The sequence below is a fragment of the Butyricicoccus sp. AM27-36 genome (genome assembly GCF_003480945.1).
Classification (GTDB): Bacteria; Bacillota; Clostridia; order Oscillospirales; family Butyricicoccaceae; genus Agathobaculum; species Agathobaculum butyriciproducens.
The window spans coordinates 14794-38702 of sequence record NZ_QUJR01000004.1; the positions used below are offsets into that span (position 1 = coordinate 14794).

Sequence of the window (23909 nt, forward strand, 5' to 3'; positions counted from 1 at the left end):
ATCTGACTTTTTGGGCAGACTGAAAGGCTCCGGATATGCTCCGGAGCCTTTCTCTATACAATTTCAGCGCAAATTAACCGTTTACCGCTGCCTTCAGCGCCTCAACCTTATCGGTATTCTCCCACTTGACGCCAAGCTCCTCGCGGCCCATGTGGCCGTAGGCTGCCAGCTGCTTGTAGATCGGCTTACGCAGGTCAAGCTGCTCGATGATTGCCGCCGGACGCAGGTCGAACACCTTCTCTACGGCCTTCTCAAGCACATCGTCGCCAACAACGCCGGTGCCGAAGGTCTCTACCATAATGGAAACCGGCTCGGCAACGCCGATGGCATACGCCAGCTGAATCTCGCAGCGCTTTGCCAGACCTGCCGCAACAATGTTCTTCGCAACCCAGCGAGCCGCATACGCGCCGGAGCGGTCCACCTTGGTCGGGTCCTTGCCGGAGAACGCGCCGCCGCCGTGACGGCCGATGCCGCCGTAGGTGTCCACGATGATCTTACGGCCGGTCAGACCGGAGTCGCCGTGCGGGCCGCCGATGACGAAACGGCCGGTCGGGTTGATGAAATACTTGGTATTCTCATCCAGCAGATGGGACGGAATGACCTTCTTTACCACCTGCTCGATCATGTCCTTGCGGATCTGCGCGAGGGACACCTCCGGGCTGTGCTGGGTGGAAATGACAACGGTATCCACGCGGACGGGCTGATTGTCCTCGTCATATTCAACCGTAACCTGGCTCTTGCCGTCCGGACGCAGATAGTCGAACGTGCCGTCCTTGCGAACGTCGGTCAGACGCTTTGCCAGCTTGTGCGCCAGAGAGATCGGCAGCGGCATCAGCTCCTTGGTCTCATCGCACGCATAGCCGAACATCATGCCCTGGTCGCCTGCGCCGATAGCGAGGTCAGCCTCAGAGGCACCCTCCTTGCGCTCGAGGGAGTTGTCAACGCCGAGTGCAATGTCGGCGGACTGCTCGTCGATCGCGGTCAGGACAGCGCAGGTGTCGCAGTCAAAGCCGTACTTCGCGCGATCGTAGCCGATCTCACGAACCGTGTCGCGGACAACCTTCGGGATGTCCACATAGCAGGAAGTGGAAATCTCGCCCATTACTTGAACCATACCGGTGGTGCAGGTGGTCTCACAGGCTACGCGGGCATACGGATCCTGCGTTAAAATCTCGTTAAGGATCGCGTCCGAGATCTGGTCGCAGATTTTATCGGGATGGCCTTCCGTAACCGATTCCGAGGTGAAAAAATGATGTGCCATTAAGTATCAGTTCCTTTCTCCAGTTCATTTTCAGAGCATTAAAAAACGCTCCTCAGCGGGAGCGAAAAGTTCGTTTTGCTCCCTCATCTTTCGTATTCTTACGCCGGATTTGGCACCTTACGTTGCAAAACAACGCAGGTTGCCGGGTTTCACAGGGCCGTTCCCTCCACCGCTCTCGATAAGGACATGTATTCACTTACGCCGTATATTTTATATAAAATTTCCGGCTTTGTCAAGGGGTATTTTCGGCATCCAAGGAGAAAATCGCCGCATTGACATTTTCCGCTTGCACCGTTATAGTAATAGAGGTAAGAATTTGCCCTGCATATTTATCACATCATATGGCCTTCTCAGGCTGACGCACGGCAGCACTTACCCGCATTCACTTTGCGCCAGGGCGATACCTTATTATTGCCTGAACGGCGCTCTGTTTTGTTATGGGAGAGATCAAGGGTATTATGAATGTAAATGTTGGAATCGACATCGGCTCAACGACCGTCAAGATCGTCGTTGTCCGCGATGGAGAGATTATCCACAAGCACTACGAACGGCATTTTTCCAAGGTGCGTGAAAAGGCGGTCGAGCTGGTGCGCGCGGCGCGCGGCCTCATCGGCACGGATACGCCGCTCCGCTGTTCGATCACCGGCTCGGCCGGTTTAGGCGTGGCGAAGGCCGCGGATATTGATTTTGTACAGGAGGTGTTCGCCACCCGCAAGGCGGTAGGCGTGCACGTTCCGCAGGCCGATGTTGTTATTGAGCTGGGCGGCGAGGACGCGAAGATCGTATTCCTCACCGGTCAGCTGGAGGAGCGCATGAACGGCTCCTGCGCGGGCGGCACCGGCGCGTTCATCGACCAGATGGCGGTCCTGCTGGACGTTACGCCGTCCGAGCTCGATGAACTGTCACAGGGCGCGGAGCGCATCTACACCATCGCGTCCCGCTGCGGCGTATTTGCCAAGTCGGATATTCAGCCGCTGCTCAACGAGGGCGCGCGCAAGGAGGACGTTGCCGCGTCCATCTTCCAGGCGGTCGTCAACCAGACCATTGCCGGTCTGGCGCAGGGCCGTGAGGTCAAGGGCGATGTGCTGTTCCTCGGCGGTCCGCTGTTCTTTTTCAAGGGCCTGCAGAAGCGCTTTCAGGAGACGCTGAAGCTGGACGATGCGCACGCGCACTTCCCGGCTCTCGCGCCGTATGCCATCGCGGCGGGCGCGGCGGAGTACGCAGGCGGCACGCAGAAGACCTACACGGTCGATTCGCTGCTCGCGGCGCTTGAAAAGGCGGCGGACGCTCCGGTCGTTGCCAACTACCTGCCGCCGCTGTTCGAGGATGAGCAGCAGTACGAGGAATTCAAGCACCGTCACGCCATGCACGATGTCATGACGCAGAACGTCACCATGTACGAGGGCGACGCATATCTCGGCATCGACTGCGGCTCCACCACCACCAAGCTGGTGCTCATCGGTGAGGACGACCAGATTTTGTTCCACCACTACCAGTCCAACAAGGGCAATCCGGCGGACGTTATCCGTGAGCAGCTCACCCGCCTGTACGAGCTGTGCGGCGACCGCGTACATATCGTGTCCTCGGCGGTCACCGGCTACGGTGAAGCGCTCATTCAGAATGCCTTCGGCGTGGATTTCGGTCTGGTCGAGACGGTCGCGCACTTCCGCGCGGCGCGCCATTTCTGCCCGGATGTTGATTTCATCATCGACATTGGCGGTCAGGACATCAAGTGCTTCAAAATCCGCAACAAGTGCATCGACAATATTTCGCTCAACGAGGCGTGCTCGTCCGGCTGCGGCTCGTTCATCGAGACGTTCGCCCGCTCGATGGGCTACTCCATCGAGGAATTCTGCAAGCTGGGTCTGTTCGCAAAGCACCCCATCGACCTCGGTTCGCGCTGCACGGTGTTCATGAACTCCTCGGTCAAGCAGGCGCAGAAGGACGGCGCGGGCATTGACGCGATTTCCGCCGGTCTGTCGGTATCCGTCGTCAAGAACGCACTGTACAAGGTTATCCGCGCCCACTCGCCGGACGACCTCGGCCAGCACATCGTTGTGCAGGGCGGCACGTTCCTCAATGACGCCATCCTGCGCTCGTTCGAGCAGGAGATCGGCCGCGACGTGACCCGTCCGGCAATCTCTGGTCTGATGGGCGCTTACGGCGCAGCACTGCACGCCAAGGACAACCGCCGCGACACCACCACGCTCATCGGCACGGATATCCTCGCAGGCTTCGAGCACAATGTGCGCTCCACGCGCTGCGGTCTGTGTGAGAACCACTGCAATCTGACGATTAACGACTTCGGCGGCGGCCGCCGCTTCATTTCGGGCAACCGCTGCGAGCGCCCGCTCGGCGGCACGAAAAAGGCCGACCTGCCCAACCTTTATAAATGGAAGCTGGAAAAGCTGAAAAGCTACGGTGAGCCGTCCGGCATCGCAAACCCGATTGCAAAAATCGGTCTGCCGTTCGGTCTCAACAACTTCGAGCTGCTGCCGTTCTGGACGGCATTCCTGCGTAAACTCGGCTTCGAGACCGTCCTCAGCGACGTTTCCACCCGCGATATGTACATGCAGGGTCAGCATTCCATCCCGTCGGACACGGTTTGCTATCCGGCGAAGCTGATGCACGGCCACATCGAGAACCTGCTCGAAAAGGGCGTCGATGCCATCTTCTATCCGTGCATGACCTACAATCTGGACGAGGAACGCGCGACCAACCATTACAACTGTCCGGTCGTTGCCTACTATCCGGAGCTTTTGAAGGCGAACGTCTCCGCACTCGCGGACTTCGACTTTATGATGCCGTACTTTGAACTCGCGGACAAAAAGCGCTTCACGAAGCACGCCGTTAAGTATTTCTGCGGCAAGTACCCGCAGATCAAGAAAAAGCAGGTCATCGCCGCTGTCGAGGAGGCGTATCTGGCGCAGGACGAATACTACATTGACGTTCGCATCGAGGGTCAGCGCGCCATCCGCTACGCGGACGAGCACGACCTTGACGTTGCCGTTATTGCAGGCCGTCCGTACCACGTTGACCCGGAGATCAACCACGGCATCGACCAGCTGATCGCGTCGTTCGGTCTGGTCATCGTGTCCGAGGATGCAGTCTGGCAGCTGACCGATGCACCCGAGGTGCATGTGCTCAACCAGTGGACGTACCACTCGCGCATGTACGGCGCGGCCAAGTACGTCACCCAGAAGGAGAACGCCCAGCTTATCCAGCTGGTGTCCTTCGGCTGCGGCATTGACGCCATCACGACCGACGAGATGCGCGCCATCTGCGAAAACGGCGGCAAAATTTACACACAGCTGAAAATCGACGAGATCAGCAACCTCGGTGCGGCAAAAATCCGTATCCGCAGCATGCTGGCCGCCGTAGAGGAGGGACGCAAGCTTGCAGAACAGCAAAACGCCTGAGGCAACGCCCGCATATTCCTACCCGCAGTTCACGGAGGAAATGCGAAAAACCTATAAGATCCTGGTGCCGAACATGCTGCCCGTGCAGCTTGGACTCATCTGCCGCCTGATGAAAAACTACGGCTACGACATGGAGCTGCTGCACACCGAGGGTCCGAACATCGCAGAGCAGGGTCTGCGCAACGTACATAACGACACCTGCTACCCCGCCCTGCTGGTCATCGGTCAGCTGATGGACGCGATCGAATCCGGTAAATACGACATCCACAAAATCGCGCTCATCCTGCCGCAGACCGGCGGCGGCTGCCGTGCCTCCAACTATATCCACCTGCTCCGCAAGGCGCTGGAAAAGAACGGCTACGGCTTTATTCCGGTCATTTCGCTGAACTTTTCCGGTCTGGAGAGCAACCCCGGCTTCAAGCTGACCAAGACCATGCTCGTGCAGGTGGCGTACGCACTTCTGATCGGTGATCTGATCATGATGGTCGCTAACCAGTGCCGTCCGTACGAGATCGTGCCCGGCTCGACCGACAAGGCGATCGACATCTGCATGGACGCAGTCATCAAGCGCTTCACCGGCGAGCGCATGGTTCGCTACGGCGAGGTAAAGCACCTGTTCCAGTTCGTGCTGACCGTGTTCGGCAAGCTGAAGCTGGATAAAACGCAGAAGAAAAAGCTGGTCGGCATCGTCGGTGAGATCTACGTCAAGTTCTCGCCGCTCGGCAACAACCGTCTGGAAGAATTCCTGCTCAGCGAAGGCTGCGAGCCGGTGCTGCCCGGTCTGATGGACTTCTGCCTGTACTGCATCTACAACTCGGTCATCGACCACGAGCTGTACAGCCGCAACGGCAAAACCGCCGCCGTCTACAAGATGGTGTACCAGTTTGTGCTCGGCAAGCAGGCCGATATCATCAAAATGATGAAGAAAGACGGTCATTTCCGTCCGCCGATGCCGTTTGACGAGGTACGCAAAAAGTCGCACGCCATTATCGGTCAGGGCGTCAAGATGGGCGAAGGCTGGCTGCTCCCCGCCGAAATGGTCGAGCTGATCAGCGAGGGCGTGACCAACATCGTGTGCACCCAGCCGTTCGGCTGCCTGCCGAACCACATCGCGGGCAAGGGCATGATCCGAAAAATCCGCGAGGTGTACCCGCAGGCGAATATCGTCGCGGTGGATTACGACCCGGGCGCGTCCAAGATCAATCAGGAAAACCGAATCAAACTCATGCTTTCGAGCGCAGAGTAAAGCAAAGAGGACTGCAACGCAGTCCTCTTTTTTATGCACAGACGGTGGATAACTTATTCGTCGATGATGGTGGTGAACGTCAGGGTTTCGCTTTCGTTCGGGTGCAATTTGCGGATACCCTGCTTGTGCTCGATGGCATGGTCAAGGTGATTGCCGTCCGGCAGGGTGCTCCACGGCTCAAGGCAGACGAACGGCACCTCAAAATCCTTATACGGGCTCCACACCGCGAAATAGTCGAAGTCGGTGAAGTCCATCGTCACACGGCGGCGGTTCTTCGTGCTGGCAATGGTCGCCGTGCGGAACGGCAGACCCTCGGTCATGACCGCATCGTTTGCAAACAGCTCGCGGGAAATCGGCAGTCTGCCCTCGGTCAGCGGAACGGAAATGCGGTCGGCGGTCAGCATGACGTTCTCGTCGGTTACAATGCGGCTGAGCGCATCCGTGCCCTCAAACTCCACATAGTAGTCGGTTATCTTCTCGCCGTCCTCCCAGCAGAGCGTGTAGGCGTCATGGCCGCCAATCTCGTAATACATCACGGAATCGCTCGTATTCTTGACGATATGCTCCTTTTTCAGCGCATTTCCGTCCAAAGTATAGCGCACGGTGCAGATAAAATCCCACGGATACATCTTCTTCGTGTACTCGCTCGGCGTGAGCGTGAATTCCGCACAGGTGCCGCTGATTTTCTGTGCCTGCCACTCCAGATCGCGCCCGAAGCCGTGCTGCGTGATCTCATACGGCTTACCATCCACCGTATAGGTCTTATCCTTGAGCCGTCCCACGATTGGGAACAGAATGGGCGCATGGCGTTTCCATGCCGCCGGATCGCCCTTCCAGACGTACTCCGTGCCGTCCTTTTTGCTCGTAAAGCGGGTCAGTTCGGCACCGAATTCGTTAATTTCCACGCGAAAGCGTTCGTTTTCCAATACCTGCATGGGTTTTTCCTCCTTTACTTGAGGCAATACCACATAATTAAAGCTGCGGCTCCTTGCGCAGGCTCCGGTCGCGCTGCCGCGGCGCTTTACGGAAATTTTGTGTCCTGACTTTGTTGCGATTTCTTGTAATACGTCAAGTATTACTGCGAAACCGCGTCGCGTCAGTACGCAAAATTTACTCGTAAATCGCTCTTGTTCAATTATGTGGTATTACCTTAAGTTCAGGATACCCACTTTATCCGGCAAAGTCAAGAAAAAAGGACGAACCAAACAGTTCGTCCTTTGCTTTTACTCCAGCTCCGAAATCGCTCTGCGGATTACGGCATCCTGCTGCTCCACAGCGTCGAGCAGGCTCCTGTCCTCGAGCGGCTTATTGCCTCTCATGGCCTCGGTCAGCACAGCGCTGACCTGATACAGCCGCTCAAAGCCAAGGTTCTGCGCTACGCCCTTGAGGGTATGCGCACCGCGGAAGGCAACTTCCCAGTCCTGCTGCAGAGCCGCGTTGTGCAGGTCGGCGCAGGTCGGGTCGTCCTGATACTTCTTCACGAACTTTTTCACCATGCTCTCATTGCACAGGCGCTGCAGCGTGTCCGCATAATCGCCGCCGATCTGTGCATAAAACTCTTCCAGATTCATGTATGTACTCCTCCTCAGGTCTGTACGTCGTTGCGCTTTTGCTTTGCCCAGTACATCAGCTTGTCCGCCCGGCGGATGGCCTCGACCAGCGGATGCGCCTGATACACACCGCCGATGCTGACGGTCGGGTGGATATTCTCGTACTGCGGTATTTTGGTCGTGTACACGGCTCCCCGAATGCGCTCGAGTGTCGAACGGAATTTCTCCGCCGGGATATGCGACAGCAGCAGCACAAATTCATCACCGCCATAGCGGACGAGTGTGTCCGCTGTGTTGACGCGCGCGAGAATGACATTCGCAACGTGCCGCAGCACCGCGTCGCCCGCAAGGTGGCCGTATTCGTCGTTGATCTCCTTAAAGTTGTCAATGTCGATCACCGCCAGTGCCTCCGCCTTTTCCAGCTCGGGCTGCTGGTCCTCGAGGTAGCGGCGCCCGTACGCGCCCGTCACCGGATCCAGATAAAAATCCTCTCCGTGCGAGGCATCCAGCCGGAACTGCCGCCCGCCGCTCGTCACCCAAACGCTGTCGCTGAGCCTGCTGCCCAGCTCGAGCACGCACTCGCGTCCGTCCACGACCAGATAGCGCGAAATCAGCTGATACGCGCACTCGTCGGTAAGCTCCAGCTTGCTCATGCGCGTCTTGTCCTCCATGCAGCAGCAGGAAATGCATCTGCTGCATCTTTTTCCGTGATTCCACACCGGAGAGCACGGCAGGACGCGGTCCGAGAACGTGCCGTCCGCATTCAGCTGCAGGATTTCGCCCCTTTTCGGATCAACCAGCCGCACCACATCAAAAATACGGCTCATGCCCTCCATTGAAGCCGCAAGCTGTCTGCCGGTGACAGCGCCGGAATCCGGCAGCGCCATTTCCGGCAGCATGATATCGGTCTGCATCTCGCGGAACTGACCGACAGCGCCGAGATACCGCGGCTTGGCGTCACTCGACCAGAGCGCACGAGCCGCGAGCATGTACTCGTGTTCCCAGCCGTTCTCCGGAAACCGCAGGGTGATCGGCATGCTGACATCCGGAGCATCCCGCGTGGTAACATACAGCGCGTTTTCCAGGCGGTGAAGGTCATCCTTGCTGAAGATCGTGAATTTTTCCGTATCCGCCGCATCATACAGACGGCTGCCAAACGGCAGCGTATCCGTGTGGTCCGTCACAGAGATGGTGCGCGTTGCCGCATCATAGTCGAACTGAATGCCGCAGGACTGCTTGGCAAAGAACTCGGTCTTGATGCGCTCGGTCTCGAGCGCCTGAATCGAACGTCCGACCTGCGGCGTCGCCCGCTTGAGCATCATTTCGGCCGAAAGCTGCTGCGTGTGCGCCGTGCTGTGCATATATCCCTCGTTGGCCTCGCGCAGACGCTCCTTGATCTGCAGCGACGCATCGAGCAGGCACTCGAGCAGCAGCGGATTGAACGTGCCGCACTCGCCGTTTACGATCATCCGCAGGGTGGTCTCGTGGTCATACGCGGACTTGTAGCAGCGCACGCTTGTCAGCGCGTCGTACACATCGGCAACCGAAACGACCTGCGCCGCAATCGGGATCTCCTCGCCGGTCAGGCCGTCCGGATAGCCGCGGCCGTCGTAGCGCTCGTGGTGCCAGCGCGCGATCTCATACGCGGTCTTGAGCAGCGGCTCCTCATTGGAGAACGGCAGGCCGTGCAGAATATCCGCACCGACCGTCGTGTGCGACTTCATGATCTCGAACTCTTCCTTTGTCAGCTTGCCGGGCTTGTTGATGATCTCATCCGGAATACTGACCTTGCCGATATCGTGCAGCGCGGACGCACTCGAGATCAGCTGAATGTCCTCCTGCGTCAGCGAATAGCGGTCGGTCTTCTGCACCAGACGGCTCAGCAGCACCTCGGTGATGGTGCGGATGTGCAGCACATGCGGGCCGCTCTCGCCGTTGCGGAACTCGACAATATGGCTGAAGATATTGATCATCAGGTCGCTGATCTTCTCTTTTTCGTAAATCTGCTCGGCGGCAAGCCGCATCAGCCGCTTCTGCTTGGCAGCCAGTATCAGCGCGTTGACCACGCGGCGGCGCACGACCATGCAGTCGAACGGGCGACTGATATAGTCGATAACGCCGAGGTCATACGCGCGCTCGATGTGCTCGATGCCGTTCTCCGCCGAGATCATCACCACCGGGATATCCTCGATCTGGCGGTTGTTGTTCATCGCGGTCAGTACGTCAAAGCCGTTCATCTCCGGCATGACCATATCCAGCAGGATAAGGTCGATATCAGTGTGCGTCCGCAGCAGCTCGATCGCGCGTGCTCCGTTTTCCGCCTCGATAAAATTGTATTCATCACCAAGAATATCGGCTAAGATCGTGCGATTCAGCTCGGAATCATCTACGATCAGAATCGTGCTTTTCTCTTTCATTCGTGCTAAAACCTCCTGCCGGTCAAGCAATAGATACCGTGATTGATTGATCACAGGCCGCATAAAACAAATCGTGTTCCTGCATGCATCTGCATGCATAAAAGCCGAGGTCTGCAGGGCAGAAAACCGGCAGGGATAACGCTAAAATAATCCATTAGTATGATAACATTCTTTACAGGTTTATGCAAGCTATTTTGTTTTGAAAATGCAGATTTTTTAACATTTCACACATTTTACCCTAAAAAAAAAAAAAAAACGCACTTTTTTCCTGCTTTTCAGCCTGCCGAAGCAAGCATGCAGTGTATCAATATGCAAAAGGCAAGCCCGACTCCCGCAGGAATCAGCACCGCCGCCAGTGTCCACTTTGCGCTGCGCGTCTCCTGCAGGATGGTAAGGCAGGTTGTCGAGCACGGCGCGTGCGCCACGGTGAGCACCAGTGTGCAGAGCGCGGTCTGCACCGTCCAGCCGTTTGCCAGCAGCAGCGCGCGGAAGGAGGCAAAGTCCACGCCGGAGGCAATCGTGCCGGACGAGAGGTAGCCCATCACGATGAGCGGCATGACCAGCTCGTTCGCCGGAAAGCCGAGGATAAACGCAAGCAGTATCACGCCGTCTATCCCGAACACCCGCGCTGCCGGGTCTAAAAATGCCGTGATGTGCGACAGGATAGCTGTATTCCCTATCTGCACATTGGCGAGCAGCCAGATGAGCACGCCCGCCGGAGCCGCCACGGCGGCGGCTCTCGCAAGGACGAACAGCGTCCGGTCGCGCACGCTGCGCACGATAACGCGCCCGATCTGCGGCATGCGGTACGGCGGCAGCTCGAGCGCAAACGACACCGCCTCTCCGCGCAAAACCGTTGCCGAGAGAATGCGCGACACGAGCAGCGTCAAGCCAACGCTTGCCGCGATGACGCCGGTCAGCAGCAGCGCGCCGCCTGCCGCGCTGCCCGCAAAGAACACCGAGCACAGAAAAATGAGCAGCGGAAACCGTCCGTTGCACGGCGCAAAGCTGTTGGTGAGGATGGCAATCAGCCGCTCCCGCGGCGAGTCGATGATGCGGCAGCCCGTCACGCCGCAGGCGTTGCACCCGAAGCCCATGCACATGGTCAGGCTTTGCTTGCCGCTTGCTCTCGCGCACTGGAAGGCGTGGTCAAGCTGAAATGCCACGCGCGGCAGGTAGCCTGCGTCCTCGAGCAGCGTGAACAGCGGGAAGAAGATCGCCATCGGCGGCAGCATGACAGAGACTACGGTTGCCAGCACGCGCCACAGTCCGTCGGTCAGCATCGAGACGAAAAACGGCGGCAGTCCCAGCTTCGCAAGCGCACCCGCAAACGGCGTGCCGAGTGCCAGAAGATGCGTGCTCAGCCACTCGCTCGGCACGTTTGCGCCGAATAGAGTGATGTAAAACACGCCTGCGAGCAGCAAAAGCATGAGCGGCACGCCAAACCTCCGGCTGAGGATCACATCGTCCGCTCGGTCATCCCGCGCGCAGGCGCATTCCGGCTGCTTGACGCACGTCAGTGCGATCTCCTCCGCGCGGAGTGCCGCCGCTGCGGTTGCAATATCGTCCCTCTGCTCCTCCGTCAAATCCTCGTCCATCGCCGGATAGCGGATGGCGGTCGGGTGCGTTTCATTTTCGCCTGCCGCCGCTCGGCGTATCGCGGCTTCAAGCTCGTGCAGACCCTTTCCCTGCCGTGCGGCGCACGGTATCACCGGTATGCCAAGCTCCCGCTCGAGCGCGGCAACATCAATCTCAATGCCCTTTTTCGCGGCTTCATCCATGAGATTCAGACACAGAATGGCGTTTTTCTGTACCTCCAGTACCTGCAAAGCAAGGATGAGGCTGCGCTCCAGACAGCCCGCGTCCGCCACGAGCACCACCGCGCACGCCTGACCCGAAACCAGAAATTCCCGCGCGGCACGCTCCTCCTCCGAGTGCGCCCGCAGCGAGTAAGTACCCGGCAGGTCGGTCAGCGTCAGACCGCCGCCGCGCAGCCTGCGCTCGGCGCACGCGACTGTTTTTCCGCTCCAGTTGCCAGTGTGCTGACGGCTGCCGGTCAGGGCGTTGAACACGGTCGATTTGCCGACGTTCGGATTGCCCGCCAGCGCCACGGTGCGCCTCATGGCTGCACCTCGATTTGAGCGGCATCGCATTTACGCAGGGCAACCACCGCGCCGCGTATCCGGTACGCGATTGGGTCGCCCGAGAGCGCACGCCGCACACAGGTTACGCGCGTGCCCGGCACTAACCCTAAATCCTGCACGCGCCGCCGCATGCCGCCGCTGAGATGCAGCGCCGCAACCCGCGCCCGCTGTCCGTCCCGCAGCGCCGACAGCGAAATATTTGCCGAATCTGCCATTCCAATCAGCCCCTTATCCATAATTTCTGCTTACAGACTATGCACTTTTGCGAAATTTGGTGCTACTCTTCCCTGCCTGCACATATAGTAAGGCAGACCCCAAAGGAGGCTCGGCTGCATATGAAAACAAGCGAATCCTATCTGCCCGAGGGCAGCTACATGGTACAGCCTGCGGTCCGGCAGGCATTTTCGACACTCGGCGCGCTGCGGCAGGCGCAGGACGAGGGACGCATTTTGGAAGCTGTCGCACAGCGGTGCACCGCTGCGCACGACCTGCTGTTCGACCTCGGCATCGCGCAGGGCATCCTGCCGCGCGTGTCCTGCGCGCTCGGCGTGGCGGAGGGCGACACGCGCGAGATTGCCATCCTGTCGCGTGTAGGCAAGCCCACCTGCTTCGTCGTCACCGATATCGACGAGAGCACAGACCCGCCCACAGCGTGGCTGTCGCGCACCATCGTCCAGCAGAAGGCGCAGGACCGGCTGCTCGATTCCCTCCGTCCGGGTGACGTGATTCCGGCGCGTGTGACACATCTGGAGCCGTTCGGCGCATTCGTGGACGCAGGCTGCGGCGTGCCGTCGCTCATCGGCATCGAAAATCTGTCCGTGTCGCGCATCTGCCACCCGAGCGACCGATTGACCGTCGGGCAGTCCATTCTGGCGGCTGTCCGCACCGTGGAGCCGGAAAACCGGCGAATCTCACTCACCCACCGCGAGCTGCTCGGCACCTGGGCGCAGAACGCGGCGCTGTTCTCCGTCGGTGAGACCGTGCGCGGCGTTGTCCGCTCCATCGAGCCGTACGGCGTGTTCATCGAGCTTACGCCCAACCTGTCCGGCCTTGCGGAGCCGCGCGCGGACCTGCGGCCCGGCATGGCGGTATCCGTGTACATCAAGTCCATCCTGCCGCAGCGGATGAAGGTAAAGCTGACCATCATCGACGTTCTCTCGCCGTATGACGCACCGACACCGCCACGGTATTTCATCACCGAAGGACACATTGATGAATGGACCTATACGCCGGTTGGGTGCGATAAAAAGCCGGTTAAAACCGTTTTCGAGTGAACAGCAAAAAAATGGAGAATGAAACCGTCACGTTCATTCTCCATTTTCAATTATTTCTGATTTTTCACTCTATCCCAGTACACTTTCGCGGCCTGTTCGGTCTTATTCGGGCCGTATTCGTAGTATTGTGCGCCGCGTAGCTCCTCAGGCAGATACTCCTGCTGCACCCAATGGTTGGGGTACATATGCGGATACTGATACGTCAACCCGCGGCCTAATTTCTTTGCGCCGCCGTAATGCGTATCCTTGAGGTGCGCCGGAATATCGCCTGCCCTGCCCGCCCGAATATCGGCAATGGCGGCATCAATGCCATTGATGGCACTGTTGGATTTGGGCGCAGTTGCCATCAAAATGATCGCTTCCGCGAGCGGAATCCGCGCCTCGGGCAATCCCAGCTGGAACGCGCTGTCCACGCACGCCTTGACGATGGCGGCGCACTGCGGGTACGCCAAACCGATATCCTCGCTTGCAATGACAAGCATGCGCCGCGCCGCGGAGATCATATCGCCTGCCTCGAGCAGCCGCGCGAGATAATGCAGCGCCGCGTCCGGGTCGGAGCCGCGCACGGACTTCTGCAGCGCCGAGAGGATGTCATAGTGGCTGTCGCCGTCGCGGTCGTAGCGCATATTCGAGCGCTGCGCCGCCTGCTGCGCGTCCGCGAGCGTAATGCCGTCCTCCCCCGCACCGGAGACGAGCAGCTCGACCGCGCCGAGTGCCTTGCGCACGTCGCCGCCGACCGCCTGCGCGATGTAATCCGCCACGCCGTCCTCGACCGGCTTTGCGTCCTCGCCCATCGCAAGTTTCAACGCACGTTCCACTGCCCGGCGCATATCGGCAGCCTCGACCGGCTTGAACTCGAATACCGTGCAGCGGCTTAAAATCGCGTTGTAGATGTAAAAATACGGGTTTTCCGTCGTGGACGCAATCAGCGTGATCTTGCCGGTTTCGATGAACTCCAGCAGGCTCTGCTGCTGCTTTTTGTTGAAATACTGGATCTCATCGAGGTACACAAGCGCACCGTTCGGCGCAAGAAAGGTGTCCAGCTCGTCAATGATCGCCTTGATGTCGGCAATGCCCGCTGTGGTGGCGTTTAAGTGGTACAGCTTGCGGTCGGTCTGCTGCGCGATGATGGACGCGACCGTGGTCTTGCCCACGCCGGACGGCCCGTAAAATATCAGGTTCGGGATGCTGCCGCTTTCAATGACGCGGCGCAAAAGGCCGTTTTCGCCCAGTAAATGCCGCTGCCCGACCACATCGTCCAATGTCTTCGGACGGATTTTGTCTGCTAAAGGTTGGTACATAATTTCACCTTAACCATTTTTTTCGTAGGGCGTGACAAGGTGAATTGCCCTGCAGGGCAAGAGATGGTCCTCTGGAGGACGACCTCGGCACGCCGTTGTAAACCATCTGCATACCGTTCAATGCGGCGCGCCGAGTCGTCGCGCCCTACGATTATCGTTCATATGTTATGAATTATATCATAAATTTTCGTTATCGACAAACCCTCTTGACTTTATCGCTTTATTATGATAAACTATCCCCATCAAAGAAAACGACCACAGGAGGTCTCCCCATGGACAAGCCTTTTCTCGATAAGCTGCGCAAGATCGACCCGTATGTGCCGGGCGAGCAGCCGAAAACCGACAATATCATCAAGCTGAACGCCAACGAGAACCCGTACCCGCCTGCTCCGGGCGTGACCGAGGTTCTGCGCACGTTTGACGCCGCAAAACTCGCGATTTACCCGGATGCGAACGCAAAAGCACTCAAAACCGCTATCGCAGAGCGGTTTGACCTGCAGCCGTCGCAGGTATTCCTCGGCAACGGCTCGGACGATGTGCTTGCGCTGGCGTTCCAGTCGTTCTTCTGCTCGGACAAGCCGATCCTCTATCCGGACATCACCTACTCGTTCTATCCGGTCTGGTGCGATCTGTTCCGCATTCCGTACGAAAACATGCCGCTTGACGAGGATTTCTGCGTCAATGTGCGTGATTACGACAAGCCGAACGGCGGTATCGTCCTGCCGAACCCGAACGCGCCGACCGGCCGCGGCGTAACGCTCGGGTTCCTCGAGGATCTGCTGCAGCACAATCAGGACTGCGTTGTCATCATCGACGAGGCGTATGTGGACTTCGGCGCGCAGAGCGCTGTTCCGCTGCTCGACAAGTACGAAAACCTGCTCATCGTGCAGACCACCAGCAAGTCACGCTCGCTCGCGGGCATGCGCATCGGCTACGCGCTCGGCTCGGAGACGCTGATTTCCACGCTCGAGGCGGTTAAAAACTCGTACAACTCGTACACGATGGACGCCATCGCACTTGCCGTTGGTGAGGCATCCATCCGTGACGAGGATTATTTCCAGCAGACCTGCCGCAAGGTCAGCACCACCCGTGACCGCTCGGCGGAGGCGCTGCGGGCGCTCGGCTTTACCGTGCTGCCGTCGCTGACAAACTTCCTGTTTGTCACCCATCCGAACAAGAAAGCGCCGGATATCTTCGCCGCCCTGCGCGAAAAGGGTATCTTTATCCGCTATTTCAAGCTGCCGCGCATTGATAATTACCTGCGTATCACCGTCGGCACGGATGAGCAGATGGATAAGCTTATCGCCGCGCTGAAAGAGATTCTGTAAGAAAAACCCTCTCAAACGAGCAATGTCAGTAAGTTAAGCTGACATTGCTCTATGAGAGGGATTTTTTCTGTTTACTTCTGCGGAATGGTATACTGCCTTGCCCGTTCGCTGTCCGCGACACCCTTAGTTGTCGGGTCGTTGACGGCGTTCCACACGCTCGACAGCACAAGGAACAGGCAATACGGATTGCGCACCGCATTGCAGAGCAGCGCGCCGACGCTCTCCCAGGTGGTGAGGTCAGCGGCGGTCAGACCGGCATACGCCAGCACCGCGGCGAACGCGCTCACGACGATCTGCACCCAGAACACCGGATTCCTAAACCGCACCTTCCAGTTCACTCGACTTCCTCCTTTTCCAAATCACTGATGCGGTGGTTAGCCACGCGGACACGCTCGTCCAGCAGCGCGACCTGCTGCTCCAGCCTGAAGGTTCGGGTGATGAGGTTATTGTGCTTTTCGACCTTCTTTTCAAGCTGTTCGATGCGGTAATTGACCAGCTTGCCGGAGACGATAATGCCGCCGGCCGTGCCCGCCAGCGTCCCCAGCAGACTCAGTCCCGCAATGATGATCTCAGCTGACACGTTTTCACCTCCTTGCTTCGCATAAGTGCCTGCACCCATACGCCGTTCAGAGGGGAAAATTGACCACGAATGGTCAACTCGGTCGAAATTTTTCTTTAGGCAACACCGCACAATTAAAGCTGCGGCGCTTTACGGAAATTTTGTGCCCTGACGTCGTTGTGCTTTCACGGCAATACACAAAGTATTACCGCAAAACCGCGCCTAGTCAGTGCGCAAAATTTACTCGTAAATCGCTCTTGTTCAATTATGCGGTATTGCCTTTTTTCTTACTTTTCTTTGAGCGCACCCTTTTTGATGTTCGCCTGCAGGATTTTGTCCGTCAGCTCATACAGGTACGCCGAGCCTTTCTCCGTGCGGCTCTGGCGGCCGTAGACCTGCTTGGCGGTCACATCGTGGTCAGCCCAGTCGCTGCCGCCGTTGCTGTTGTTGAGCAGAAGCGGCTGCAGATTGTCCATCGCGTGGGCAAAGTGCGCCTCGGCGGTCTCGTCGGCCTCAAATTCGTCAAAAACAGCCATCAGCCCGCGTTTCTGGTCGTCCGGCAGGAGCGAATAAATGCGCTGCTTTGCCGCGTCCTCGCGCGCCTTCTGCGTCTTCAGACCGTCGGTGTCGTAGGCGTAGGTGTCGCCTGCGTCAATCTCCACCACATCGTGCAGCAGGCACATGAGCATGACGCGCGCCACATCCACCGGCTCGTTGGAATATTCCTGCAGCAGGTACGCCATGATAGCCATGTGCCATGCGTGCTCGGCGTCGTTCTCGCGGCGGCCGTGGCCGGAGAGATGCGTCTGCCGGAAAATGTTCTTCTCCTTGTCGATCTCGAGAATGAAATTCAGCTGTTTCTGCAGCCGTTCGTCCATAAATCCATCTTCCTTTCGATATGAAAAAACGGGTACAGCCTGCGCCATACCCGCCGAATTATTTATCTTTGAGGAGCGTATTCAGCTCTTCCATAAAGGTGTTGATGTCCTTAAACTGGCGGTAGACCGAGGCAAACCGCACATACGCGACCTCATCAACCTTACGCAGCTGCTCCATGACAAGCTCACCGATGACCTTGCTGGAGACCTCGCTTTCGAGCGAGCCGAACAGCTTCTGCTCGACGTGATCGACGATCTGTTCCAGCTGCATCAGCGAAACCGGGCGTTTCTCGCACGCCTTCACCAGACCGTTGAGCAGCTTCTGGCGGTCGTACGCCTGCCGGGTGCCATCGCGCTTGATCAGCATAAGCGGCATGCGCTCCACCGTCTCGTAGGTGGTAAAGCGTTTTCCGCAGTGGAGACATTCACGCCGGCGGCGGATGCTGGTACCCTCGTCCGTCGGACGGGAGTCCACGACCTTGCTGTCTTCAAAGCTGCAAAATGGGCACTTCATCGTACTTCCCCCTTGTGAACACCGCTTCACGCGCGTGGTTTGTTAGCTGCCTGCTGTTATTATACTACGCGGAGTGCTGTTAAGTCAATTTTTTATTGTGATAAAGCGGCACCTTTTCCTGCACTGCCCTATCCGAGCGGCTTCTTTCTCTGCACCGGTCACCCTGCGCCGATAAACAAACGCAAAAAAGGCACCCGAACGGGTGCCTTTTCGATAGTCGTTAGATCTTGCGACGGCGGCGGAACTTCTTACGGAAGAAGCCCCACAGACCGGTAGACAGCATAACGGACGACCAGCCGCCGGCCAGGATACCGACGATCAGCGGCAGGGTGAACTGCTTGAGCGACGGAACACCGAGGATGTATACCATGCCGATGGTGAACAGCGTGGTAAGGGTGGTGTTGATGGTACGGCCCATGGTCTGCCAGATGCTCTTCTCGCCGATGACCTCAAACGGCTCCTTGCGCGCGGTGCGCAGGTTCTCACGAACGCGGTCGAATACGATGATGGACGCGTTGATGGAGTAGCCGAGGATGGTCAGTGCAGCAGCGATGAAGTTGCTGTCGAGCGGAATCTGCAGCAGAACGTAAACGCTCAGCATAACGAGCAGGTCGTGAACCAGGCAGCAGATCGCAGCCAGACCACTGGTCAGCTCGAAGCGGAAGGTGATGTACACCAGCATCAGCAGGATTGCAAGGATCGAGCAGAGGAATGCCGAACGCTGCAGGTCGCTGCCGACAGAAGCGGATACGTCGTTGTTGTTGAGGATATCGGTATCGGCAAGGCTGTACTTCTCCAGCATCTTGTCGATCACGGCAGCACGCTGCTCGGAATCGATCGAGGTGGAGCGGATCAGCACGTCCTCGTTGCCGTCACCGGAGGAGGTTACAGAGGATGCGTCCACGCCGGTTGCGTCCTTGAACAGATCGCTGACCTCGGTCTGGATATCCTGCGTAACAGCGGTATGCATGTTGAACTCCATCTCGGTACCGCCGGCAAAGTCGATGCTCAGGTTGAACAGGTTCTTGCCGAACGGCAGCAGGATCAGTGCGACAAGGCCGGTAGCGACCAGTACGACAGAGATACCGCCAAAGATCTTGAAGTTCTTGAGGATCGGGAAATGCTTCTTCTCTTCCTTGCGCTCACGCAGGCCGTAAGCCTTCGGGTTGCGGATGTGGAAATCAACCATGCGGTTGAGCAGGAAGTGGGTGATGGTCAGCGCGGTGAACATGGACACGATAACACCGATGCCCAGCGTGGTAGCGAAGCCGACGATCGTGCCGGTGCCAAGGAAGAACAGCACGCCGCACGCGATCAGGGTGGTGATATTGGAGTCCAGAATTGCGGTGAACGCACGCTTGAAGCCGGAGTCGATAGCGCTCTTGACGGTCTTGCCGGCAGCCATTTCCTCCTTGATGCGCTCGAAGATAATGACGTTTGCGTCAACCGCCATACCGATGGACAGGATGATACCTGCAATGCCCGGCAGGGACAGGTTTACGCGAATCAGGCTGAACAGCAGCGCCTCGATAACCATGTAGAAGCACAGAGCGAAGCAGGAAACAACGCCCGGAACGCGGTACATGATGATCATGAACAGCATAACGAGGATCAGACCGATCATACCTGCCTTCAGGCTGGAGCTCATCGCGTCAGCGCCGAGCTGCGGGCCGACAGAGCGAAGCTCTACCTGCTTGAGCGAGAACGGGATCTGACCTGCGTTGATGAGGTTTGCCAGCTCGGTCGCGCTGTCGCGGGTGAAGTTGCCGGTGATAACACAGCTGTCGTTGTCGATCTTCTCGGAAACAGACGGATACGAGATGATCTGTTTATCCATCATGATATACAGAATGTTGGTGCCGTCCGTGCGGGCAGCAACGGAGCCGGTCGCCTCAGCGAACTTCTTCCGGCCCTCGCTGGTGAACTGCACTTCAACGTAGTGCTGATCGGACATGCCGTTCGTCGGGTTGCCGTAGCCGTAGGACGCCTTCTTGATGTCCGAGCCGGACAGCCACTCCTTGCCGTCGGCATCGAGGAAGGTCAGCTGAGCGGTGGTGCCCAGGGTCTGAACCGCTTCCTCCGGGTTGGTGATCTGCGGGATCTCAACCGTTACGCGGTTCTCGCCGCTGAGGGATACAGTAGCCTCGGTAAAGCCCTTGTCGGTCAGACGCTGACGAATGACCTTCTGTACCGAGTTCATGTCGTCGGACAGGTTGTTGGTGTCGTAGCCGTCCGGGATTTCGGCCTCGTATACGATACGGGAGCCGCCGACCAGATCCAGACCCAGACGGATACCGTTGTCGGTATCGAGTACGCTCGGGATGATGGCCTTCAGACCGGAGTCTGTCGTGTCTGCGGAATCGGTCGAAGCCGAGTCAGCAGAGGTGTCAGCAGACGCATCCGTGCTGTCTGCCTTGTTGTCCGCCTTGTCTGCGCTGCTGTCGGTAGACGAGGTATCGCTCGTATCCGTCGCAGACGTGTCGGACGTTGCCGTGTTCCGGAACGGCATGGTCCAGCCGCCCGGAATGTACACTCCTGTTACCGCCGTCACGCCGAGGAAAATGATGATCAGCATGACCGCGATAAAGGAAGTTACACTCTTTTTCACTTGCAAGTGCCTCCTTTATTTTTTTGTTACACAACTGATTTAGTATACAGCATAATAGCCAAAAAGTCAATCATTCTGCACATATTGTATAACAATTCCGCGCCTGTGGCGCGTGTGCAATAGAATATCCCGCTGCGCGGGATATTCATAAAAACCGTGGGGCATGTACCTGTGCAGCGCGGCTTTTTAATGCCGCGCAAGGTTAGCACCGGTTTTTATACCGGTAATCATATTTATGTGCCGCGTGCGACGCGCAAATATGCGCCCGAGATGTATCCGCGCCGTGTGCGGTACATCCTATCTCGTTTCAGACTGTGATCTGAAACGAATCAAAGGTTGATCTCTACCTTTACGTCCTCACCGGTCAGGTACGGCGCGATCGCCGGACGAACACACTCGTTCAGGAATTCATCTACCTGAGACGGACAGCGGCCGATGTAAGCGGACGGGTCGAGATGCTCGAGGATCTGCTCACGGGTCATGCCGAACATCGGGTCACCGGCGATGCGGTCAACCATATCGTTCTCCAGACCCTCCTCCTTGATGCGCTTGCCTGCAGCCATGGAGTGCTCGCGGATGCGCTCGTGCAGGTCCTGACGGTTGCCGCCGCGCTTTACGGCGTCCATCATGATGTTCTCGGTTGCCATGAACGGCAGCTCGTTCATAACGTGCGCCTCGATGACCTTCGGATAAACGACCAGACCGGAAACGACGTTGATCATGATGTTGAGGATTGCGTCAACGGCAAGGAATGCCTCCGGCACGGAAATGCGCTTGTTCGCGGAGTCGTCGAGCGTGCGCTCGAACCACTGGGTAGCCGAGGTGAACGCCGGGTTCAGGCTGTCGCAGATGACGTAGCGCGCCAGTGCGCAGATACGCTCGGAACGCATCGGGTTGCGCTTGTACGGCATGGCGGACGAGCCGATCTGGTTCTTCTCGAACGGCTCCTCTACTTCCTTCAGGTGCTGCAGCAGACGCAGGTCGGTTGCGAACTTGGAAGCGGATTCTGCGATACCGGCGAGCGTTGCGAGCGTCTGCGCGTCGATCTTGCGGGAGTAGGTCTGGCCGGAGACCGGAACCACGCCTGCAAAGCCGAAATCATCGGCAATGCGCTTCTCCAGCTCCTTAACCTTGCTCTCGTCGCCGTCAAACAGCTCCATGAAGGACGCCTGCGTGCCGGTCGTGCCCTTGCTGCCGAGCATGCGCAGGTTTTCGATGCGGTATTCTACCTCATTCAAATCCATCAGCAGCTCGTTCATCCACAGGGTAGCGCGCTTGCCGACCGTGGTCAGCTGTGCGGGCTGGAAGTGGGTGAAGCCGAGAGTCGGCTGGGACTTGTGCGCATCCGCGAACTGCGCCAGCTTGTCCAGTACGGTCGCCAGCTTTTTGCGAACCAGCAGCAGACCCTCGCGGATCTGGATGATGTCGGTATTGTCGCCGACATACGCACTGGTAGCGCCGAGGTGGATAATGCCGGCCGCCTTGGGAGCCGCCTTGCCGAAGGTGTAAACGTGCGCCATAACGTCATGGCGTACCTCCTTCTCGCGCTGACGGGCCACATCGTAGTCGATGTCGGTCAGGTGCGCGGCCATCTCGTCCACCTGCTCCTGCGTGATCGGCAGACCGAGCGCCAGCTCCGCCTTAGCCAGCGACAGCCACAGCCGACGCCAGGTGGAGAACTTCATATCCGAGGAGAAGGTGTAGAGCATCTCCTGGGAAGCGTAGCGCGAGGAAAGCGGGCTTTCGTACACGTTGTTCATGTTATTCGTCCTTTCCGGTGTGTATTTTATCCAAATTATAACGAAATAACGGACTTGGATGGTATCTAATCTTCCATAACAGTCCGATTTTAGTTTAACACTTTGCACCGGTCATTTCAAGCAAAACCGACCGGTTTTGCGCTATCTTGTAGCAATAAACAAAGTTTGCAGCGGTTTCGCCGTTAGATTTTGCGTCCTCCCCTTTTTCCTGCACCGCCTGCGCGGTTCAAGTGCCCCAGAGGTTCGGTGCAGAAACCAAAAAGCAGCACCCTTTTCAGAGTGCTGCTCGGAATTACGAATGCTTACGCGTTCTTGATAAACGCTTCGAGGCGGTCGAGACCCTTGTCAATCTCGGTGAGCGAGGTCGCATAGCTCCAGCGGATGAAGCCCGGCGCAGCAAATGCGGTGCACGGAACGGTCGCAACCAGACCCTTCTCAAGGAACAGCTGCGCGAAGTCCTCGGCGCTCTCGATGACCTTGCCGTACATGGTCTTGCCGAGGAAGCCCTTCATGTTCATCATAACATAGAACGCGCCCTCCGGCTTGATGCAGGAAACGCCCTCGATCTGGTTCATGCGCTCTACCAGATGGTCGCGGCGCTGCTCGAACGCCTGCTTCATCACCTGCATATCCTCCTGCGGGCCGGTCAGTGCGGTGATGGCCGCCTGCTGGGAAATGGTGGACGGTGCAGAGGTGGAGTGGCTCAGGTAGTTCGCCATCACCTTGGCCAGCTGCGGATTGGACGCGCTGTAGCCGATACGCCAGCCGGTCATCGCGTAGCTCTTGGATACGCCGTTGACCAGAATGGTGCGCTCCTTCACGTCCTCGCCCAGAGAAGCGAAGGAAACGAACTCATTGTTATCGTATACGAGGTTACAGTAAATTTCATCCGCGATAACGTAGATGTTATGGCGGCAGCAAACCTCAGCGATCGCCTCCAGCTCGGCCTTGGTGTATACCATGCCGGTCGGGTTAGACGGAGAGTTCAGCATGAACACCTTGGTCTTGTCGGTAATGGCGGCATCCAGCTGCTCTGCGGTGATCTTGAAGTGCGCCTCCTCGGTTGCGGCTACGATGACCGGGATTGCACCTGCCTGCTTTACCATCTCGGAGTAGCTTACCCAGTACGGAGCCGCGATAACGACCTCATCGCCCGGGTTGCACAGCGTCATCAGCGCGATATAAACCGAGTGCTTTGCACCCGAAGCCACAACGATCTGCGTCGGCTCATAGTCCAGACCGCAGTCCTCCTTCAGACGGTAGCAGGCTGCCTTGCGCAGGTCCATCAGACCGGCTGCCGGCGTGTACTTGGTCTGGTTGTTCTCAATTGCCTCGATACCGGCCTGCTTGATGTGCTCCGGCGTCGGAAAATCCGGCTCACCGGCACCAAAGCCGACAACGTCCTTGCCCTCTGCCTTCATCTGCTTGAACAGCGAATCAATGGCCAGCGTCGTGGACGCCTGCACACCTGCTGCAATCTTGGAAATCGGCTTCAATGCCATGCTCAGCACTCCCTTATATCTCTCATCAGTTATCATGTGTTTTTATTATATGCCTGCGAACTTATTTTTGCAAGTCCTGACTTAATAAATTGCAAAATCGACACAATAAAAAAACCCGCCGATATTGGCGGGGCAGGGGGGGAATTTT

The 23909-nt window shown here is 57.8% G+C and carries 18 protein-coding genes and 1 riboswitch; of the genes, 4 read left to right on the plus strand and 14 right to left on the minus strand.

The window, feature by feature from the left end:
• Window positions 1-73 precede the first annotated feature (73 nt).
• Window positions 74-1261 carry a methionine adenosyltransferase gene (metK, locus tag DW724_RS06655; RefSeq protein WP_118761023.1) on the minus strand — a complete coding sequence of 396 codons (1188 nt, stop codon included), beginning with the start codon at window positions 1259-1261 and terminating at the stop codon, window positions 74-76.
• Between the two features lie 80 nt (window positions 1262-1341).
• Window positions 1342-1446, minus strand: a riboswitch (SAM riboswitch).
• 252 nt (window positions 1447-1698) lie between these two features.
• On the opposite strand from metK, the gene DW724_RS06660 reads away from it, so the two are divergent.
• Together DW724_RS06660 and DW724_RS16230 are read left to right on the plus strand one after the other, a co-directional pair.
• Window positions 1699-4680, plus strand: coding sequence for an acyl-CoA dehydratase activase (locus DW724_RS06660; protein WP_256372140.1), 2982 nt, complete (start codon window positions 1699-1701; stop codon window positions 4678-4680).
• Window positions 4658-5926: a 2-hydroxyglutaryl-CoA dehydratase gene (locus DW724_RS16230; RefSeq protein WP_330426317.1), complete on the plus strand. Its 1269-nt coding sequence runs from the start codon at window positions 4658-4660 to the stop codon at window positions 5924-5926. Before DW724_RS06660 ends, DW724_RS16230 begins: the two co-directional genes overlap by 23 nt.
• A gap of 53 nt (window positions 5927-5979) precedes the next feature.
• Here DW724_RS16230 and DW724_RS06670 read toward each other — a convergent pair whose 3' ends face one another.
• The 5 genes from DW724_RS06670 to DW724_RS06690 all read right to left on the minus strand — a co-directional run bounded on the left by DW724_RS06670 (window position 5980) and on the right by DW724_RS06690 (window position 12252).
• Window positions 5980-6861: an aldose 1-epimerase family protein gene (locus DW724_RS06670; protein ID WP_118761025.1), complete on the minus strand. Its 882-nt coding sequence runs from the start codon at window positions 6859-6861 to the stop codon at window positions 5980-5982.
• 288 nt (window positions 6862-7149) lie between these two features.
• Complete coding sequence (locus tag DW724_RS06675; RefSeq protein WP_118761026.1) at window positions 7150-7497, minus strand: Hpt domain-containing protein; 348 nt, start codon at window positions 7495-7497, stop codon at window positions 7150-7152.
• A gap of 14 nt (window positions 7498-7511) precedes the next feature.
• Entirely contained in the window at window positions 7512-9893 is a 2382-nt protein-coding gene (locus DW724_RS06680; RefSeq protein WP_243105702.1) for a diguanylate cyclase, read from the minus strand.
• 275 nt (window positions 9894-10168) lie between these two features.
• Window positions 10169-12016, minus strand: a complete 1848-nt coding sequence (gene feoB / locus DW724_RS06685; RefSeq protein ID WP_243105703.1) for a ferrous iron transporter B — start codon at window positions 12014-12016, stop codon at window positions 10169-10171.
• Window positions 12013-12252 carry a FeoA family protein gene (locus DW724_RS06690; protein WP_118647765.1) on the minus strand — a complete coding sequence of 80 codons (240 nt, stop codon included), beginning with the start codon at window positions 12250-12252 and terminating at the stop codon, window positions 12013-12015. Before DW724_RS06690 ends, feoB begins: the two co-directional genes overlap by 4 nt.
• A 120-nt stretch (window positions 12253-12372) precedes the next feature.
• Here DW724_RS06690 and DW724_RS06695 point away from each other — a divergent pair, with 120 nt between their 5' ends.
• Window positions 12373-13311, plus strand: a complete 939-nt coding sequence (locus DW724_RS06695; RefSeq protein ID WP_118761029.1) for a S1 RNA-binding domain-containing protein — start codon at window positions 12373-12375, stop codon at window positions 13309-13311.
• A gap of 50 nt (window positions 13312-13361) precedes the next feature.
• Here the strand turns inward: DW724_RS06695 and DW724_RS06700 are convergent, their stop codons facing one another.
• On the minus strand, window positions 13362-14612 hold the full coding sequence (locus DW724_RS06700) for a replication-associated recombination protein A (RefSeq protein WP_202183516.1): 1251 nt from the start codon (window positions 14610-14612) through the stop codon (window positions 13362-13364).
• 272 nt (window positions 14613-14884) lie between these two features.
• Between DW724_RS06700 and hisC the strand changes: the two genes are divergently transcribed.
• The gene (hisC, locus tag DW724_RS06705; RefSeq protein ID WP_118761031.1) at window positions 14885-15940 is read left to right on the plus strand and encodes a histidinol-phosphate transaminase; all 1056 of its coding nucleotides are present in this window, start codon (window positions 14885-14887) and stop codon (window positions 15938-15940) included.
• A gap of 71 nt (window positions 15941-16011) precedes the next feature.
• Here hisC and DW724_RS06710 read toward each other — a convergent pair whose 3' ends face one another.
• The 7 genes from DW724_RS06710 to DW724_RS06740 form a co-directional block, all read right to left on the minus strand.
• Entirely contained in the window at window positions 16012-16278 is a 267-nt protein-coding gene (locus DW724_RS06710) for a phage holin (protein ID WP_118478442.1), read from the minus strand.
• Window positions 16275-16520, minus strand: a complete 246-nt coding sequence (locus DW724_RS06715; protein ID WP_118285681.1) for a hypothetical protein — start codon at window positions 16518-16520, stop codon at window positions 16275-16277. Before DW724_RS06715 ends, DW724_RS06710 begins: the two co-directional genes overlap by 4 nt.
• 266 nt (window positions 16521-16786) lie before the next feature.
• Window positions 16787-17377, minus strand: coding sequence for an HD domain-containing protein (locus tag DW724_RS06720; RefSeq protein ID WP_118761032.1), 591 nt, complete (start codon window positions 17375-17377; stop codon window positions 16787-16789).
• Window positions 17378-17435: 58 nt separating this feature from the next.
• Window positions 17436-17891, minus strand: coding sequence for a transcriptional regulator NrdR (nrdR, locus tag DW724_RS06725; RefSeq protein ID WP_116704615.1), 456 nt, complete (start codon window positions 17889-17891; stop codon window positions 17436-17438).
• 220 nt (window positions 17892-18111) lie between these two features.
• Window positions 18112-20499: a protein translocase subunit SecD gene (secD, locus tag DW724_RS06730; RefSeq protein ID WP_118761033.1), complete on the minus strand. Its 2388-nt coding sequence runs from the start codon at window positions 20497-20499 to the stop codon at window positions 18112-18114.
• A 329-nt stretch (window positions 20500-20828) separates the two neighbouring features.
• Window positions 20829-22259, minus strand: a complete 1431-nt coding sequence (gene purB, locus DW724_RS06735; protein ID WP_118761034.1) for an adenylosuccinate lyase — start codon at window positions 22257-22259, stop codon at window positions 20829-20831.
• 302 nt (window positions 22260-22561) lie between these two features.
• Window positions 22562-23761 (minus strand): pyridoxal phosphate-dependent aminotransferase, encoded by a 1200-nt coding sequence (locus DW724_RS06740; RefSeq protein ID WP_195386252.1) that lies wholly within the window; start codon window positions 23759-23761, stop codon window positions 22562-22564.
• Window positions 23762-23909 lie beyond the last annotated feature (148 nt).